Raw genomic sequence first — 3596 nt, 5'->3', positions numbered from 1 at the left:
TGCGAGTCTTGCCACGCCGAGCACCTGGTCGCTTTCAGCTGTAAGCGTCGCGGTTTCTGCCCGAGCTGTGGGGCGCGGCGGATGGCCGAAAGTGCCGCCTTGCTGGTTGATGAAGTACTGCCTGAACAACCCATGCGTCAGTGGGTGTTGAGCTTCCCGTTTCAGCTGCGTTTCCTGTTTGCCAGCCGGCCCGAGATCATGGGGTGGGTGCTGGGCATCGTTTACCGCGTCATTGCCACGCACCTGGTCAAGAAAGCGGGCCATACCCACCAAGTGGCCAAGACGGGCGCGGTCACCCTGATCCAGCGTTCTGGATCGGCGCTCAATCTGAATGTTCACTTCCACATGCTGTTTCTCGACGGTGTGTATGTCGAGCAATCCCACGGCTCAGCGCGTTTCCGCTGGGTCAAGGCGCCGACCAGCCCAGAGCTCACCCAGCTGACGCACACCATCGCCCACCGGGTGGGTCGCTATCTGGAACGGCAAGGCCTGCTGGAACGGGATGTCGAAAACAGCTATCTGGCCTCGGATGCGGTGGATGACGACCCGATGACACCCCTGCTGGGGCACTCGATCACTTACCGTATCGCTGTCGGTTCACAGGCGGGGCGAAAGGTGTTCACTTTGCAAACTCTGCCGACCAGTGGTGATCCGTTCGGTGACGGGATTGGCAAGGTAGCCGGGTCCAGCCTGCACGCCGGCGTGGCGGCCAGGGCCGATGAACGCAAGAAGCTCGAACGGCTGTGCCGGTACATCAGCCGCCCGGCGGTATCCGAGAAGCGGCTGTCGTTAACACGAGGCGGCAACGTGCGCTACCAGCTCAAGACGCCGTACCGGGACGGCACCACGCACGTCATTTTCGAACCATTGGATTTCATTGCAAGGCTGGCCGCCCTGGTACCGAAGCCCAGAGTCAACCTAACCCGCTTCCACGGGGTGTTCGCACCCAACAGTCGGCACCGGGCGTTGGTCACGCCGGCAAAACGGGGCAGGGGCAACAAGGTCAGGGTGGCTGATGAACCGGCAACACCAGCACAACGGCGAGCGTCGATGACATGGGCGCAACGGCTCAAGCGTGTTTTCAATATCGACATCGAGACCTGCAGCGGCTGCGGCGGCGCCATGAAAGTCATCGCCTGCATTGAAGACCCTATAGTGATCAAGCAGATCCTTGATCACCTGAAGCACAAAGCCGAAACCAGCGGGACCAGGGCGTTACCCGAAAGCCGGGCGCCACCGGCTGAGCTGCTCCTGGGTCTGTTTGACTGACGAGCCTGAAGGCCAACGATACCAATCAAAATGCTGCGTTCACAGCGCCGCGGCAGGGATCCGCCGTGCTGGTTGTCGGAAAAGGAGCCGCTAGTGGGAAAGAGGAGGGTAAATTTTCAGCGTTGCTGGCTCCCCGTCAGCCGGATTGGGTTGCATCGCAGGGGTGTCGAAAGAGTCAACTGCGGTCCAAAGCTGTTGGACTTGGGTGAAAAGGGCGTTTATTCTTCCTATACGTGAACCGCATCCTACGGAATGAGTAACCCTTGCCCTATTGTGAGTAGAACGTCGTATAATTCAAACGAAAGCAGTTAATAGGTATGAAATATCACAGCACAAAAGAGCGACAGGACATGTTTAGATGATGTTATTATAAAATAATAACATCATGGATGAATAAAAAATAATTTTCTATCTTTACAACTATGTTATACTTCTATGATAAGGCTATGATGGCAAAGCCTTGGTTTTCCTAATCAAATAGTCGCCGAGATGGCTTCAATGCGACAGTAGGTCTACTGTCTCACAATTAATTCATGTATCAGATTTTTGTTCCCTGATGGGAAGTGTTATCCATACGAAAAGAATATGGGTAAAGTGTTACACCTGTATATGACATTCAGAATGTCCTGTCGGGGGAACTGGTACCAATTTAATAAAAGAAAACAGTATAGAAATGACAATCGAAGATATGCAAACATTAGCCCTAGAGCATGGGCTGAGAATTTCGGAAGAGATGAGCGTCAATGAGATGGGCATCGACTTTAGAGTTGCCTTTGTAAAGGAAGTAAACGGTGAGAACTGGGTACTCCGTATACCTCGAAGAAGCGATATGCTTGAACAAATCGAAAATGAAAGTAGAATATTGGATTTAGCCAAAAGAAACCTGTCGATCAATGTCCCTGATTGGAAAATTGTATCGGAGCGCCTAATAGCCTACCCTTTACTGGAGGATGCGCCTGCTCTGACATTCGATGCGATAACACATGAGGTTTCTTGGAACATAGATCGCGATAGCATAGCTTATGTGGAGTCTCTGGCAAAATCATTGGCCGAATTACATCGTATTACAGCTGACGATGTGAGAAAGAGCAACTTGAAAATAATGACTCCAAGTGAATTGAGGACCGAAATAGCTGACCGTATCCACTTGGTGAAATCTGAGATAGGTATCAGCGAGCCGTTGGAAAACAGATACCGTAGATGGTTGGACAATGACCCTTTGTGGCCTGAATTCACTTGTTTCATCCATGGCGATCTCTATGCAGGGCATGTCTTAACCTCGAAGGAAGGTAAGACCTCTGGTATCATAGATTGGTCTACTGCGCATATGGGTGATCCTGCACTGGACTTTTCTGGTCACGTATCGGTTTTTGGAGAGGATAGCCTGAAGAGTTTGATAACGGAGTATGCTAAACAAGGCGGAACGATATGGGATAGGCTCTACGAACAATCTATAGAGAGGGCTGCTGCAGCTCCATTAGCATATGGCGCTTTTGCGGTAGAGTGCAACGACGATAATCATATCAATGCCGCCAGAGCAGCCTTAGGTATTGTTCAATAAAATGATGTGAGGATACTTTTTTAAATGCTAAAATAGGAGTTCGATTGGTGCCACTTAAGAGTATCATTGATTTCTATTTTAGCCAGTATCCTCCACTTTTAGGAGCTCCTCGAAACTCGATTTTATGATCATCTCTTAAGATTTTGAGCCACCGCTCTACTATCTTGACAGGAACTAATAGCTCGTTTACTAAAAATGGTGCACGCTTTCCTGGATTAGTTCTTATCTGATTAAATAGTAGATTTACTCCCTCACTTACTCCCTCATTAGATTCGAAAAGTAGCTTTGATGAGACAATAACTCGAAAACCGTGCTGGAAATTTTCAAAGACAGGGGGACGCAGACCATAGGATGCGAAGCCTTCTTGGATTCGTTTGATGCCTGACCCATATTTTTCAATAAAATGCGCTTCTTTGAACGTGGCAGATATCCTTTTATTGCGCGCCCATGGCGAGTAATCTTCACGAAGAAGCTGATCAATCGTTAAGTTATCAGCTAAACCACCTGGATTGAAAAACTCTATGGAATTGTAATACACCCTGATTATGGAATCGGCAAATTAATTTGGACTTGGGTGAAAAGGGCGTTTATTCTTCCTATTACGTTGTCGGCAGCGGGCCAAAAAGGAATACGTCCATGCCCATCGAGGTGAAACCGGCTGTGAGCGCGGGTTCAAGCATATAGCCCGACAGGCGCGTATCCTTGCCGATCACGACACGATGGCGGTGGTCACCGCGACGAAAGACACGGCCAGCCGCCATGCCGA

The 3596-nt window shown here is 50.0% G+C and carries 4 protein-coding genes; 2 read left to right on the top strand and 2 right to left on the bottom strand.

Annotation, left to right across the window (positions count from 1 at the left end):
* The coding region (locus FTT92_RS16525; RefSeq protein ID WP_180015618.1) for an IS91-like element ISVsa3 family transposase at nucleotides 1-1269 on the top strand (1269 nt) is incomplete at its 5' end.
* 673 nt (nucleotides 1270-1942) lie between these two features.
* On the top strand, nucleotides 1943-2830 hold the full coding sequence (gene mph, locus FTT92_RS16515; RefSeq protein ID WP_071830579.1) for an Mph(E)/Mph(G) family macrolide 2'-phosphotransferase: 888 nt from the start codon (nucleotides 1943-1945) through the stop codon (nucleotides 2828-2830).
* A gap of 73 nt (nucleotides 2831-2903) precedes the next feature.
* Here the strand turns inward: mph and FTT92_RS16510 are convergent, their stop codons facing one another.
* Together FTT92_RS16510 and FTT92_RS16505 are read right to left on the bottom strand one after the other, a co-directional pair.
* Nucleotides 2904-3368 (bottom strand): ATP-binding protein, encoded by a 465-nt coding sequence (locus tag FTT92_RS16510; protein ID WP_071830580.1) that lies wholly within the window; start codon nucleotides 3366-3368, stop codon nucleotides 2904-2906.
* A 61-nt stretch (nucleotides 3369-3429) separates the two neighbouring features.
* Nucleotides 3430-3591, bottom strand: coding sequence for a phosphoglucosamine mutase (locus FTT92_RS16505; protein WP_031950128.1), 162 nt, complete (start codon nucleotides 3589-3591; stop codon nucleotides 3430-3432).
* Nucleotides 3592-3596: the final 5 nt, after the last annotated feature.

The sequence above is a fragment of the Acinetobacter sp. YH12023 genome, assembly GCF_013420135.1.
Lineage (GTDB): Bacteria > Pseudomonadota > Gammaproteobacteria > Pseudomonadales > Moraxellaceae > Acinetobacter > Acinetobacter amyesii.
This window is presented reverse-complemented; position numbering and strand designations above follow the sequence as displayed.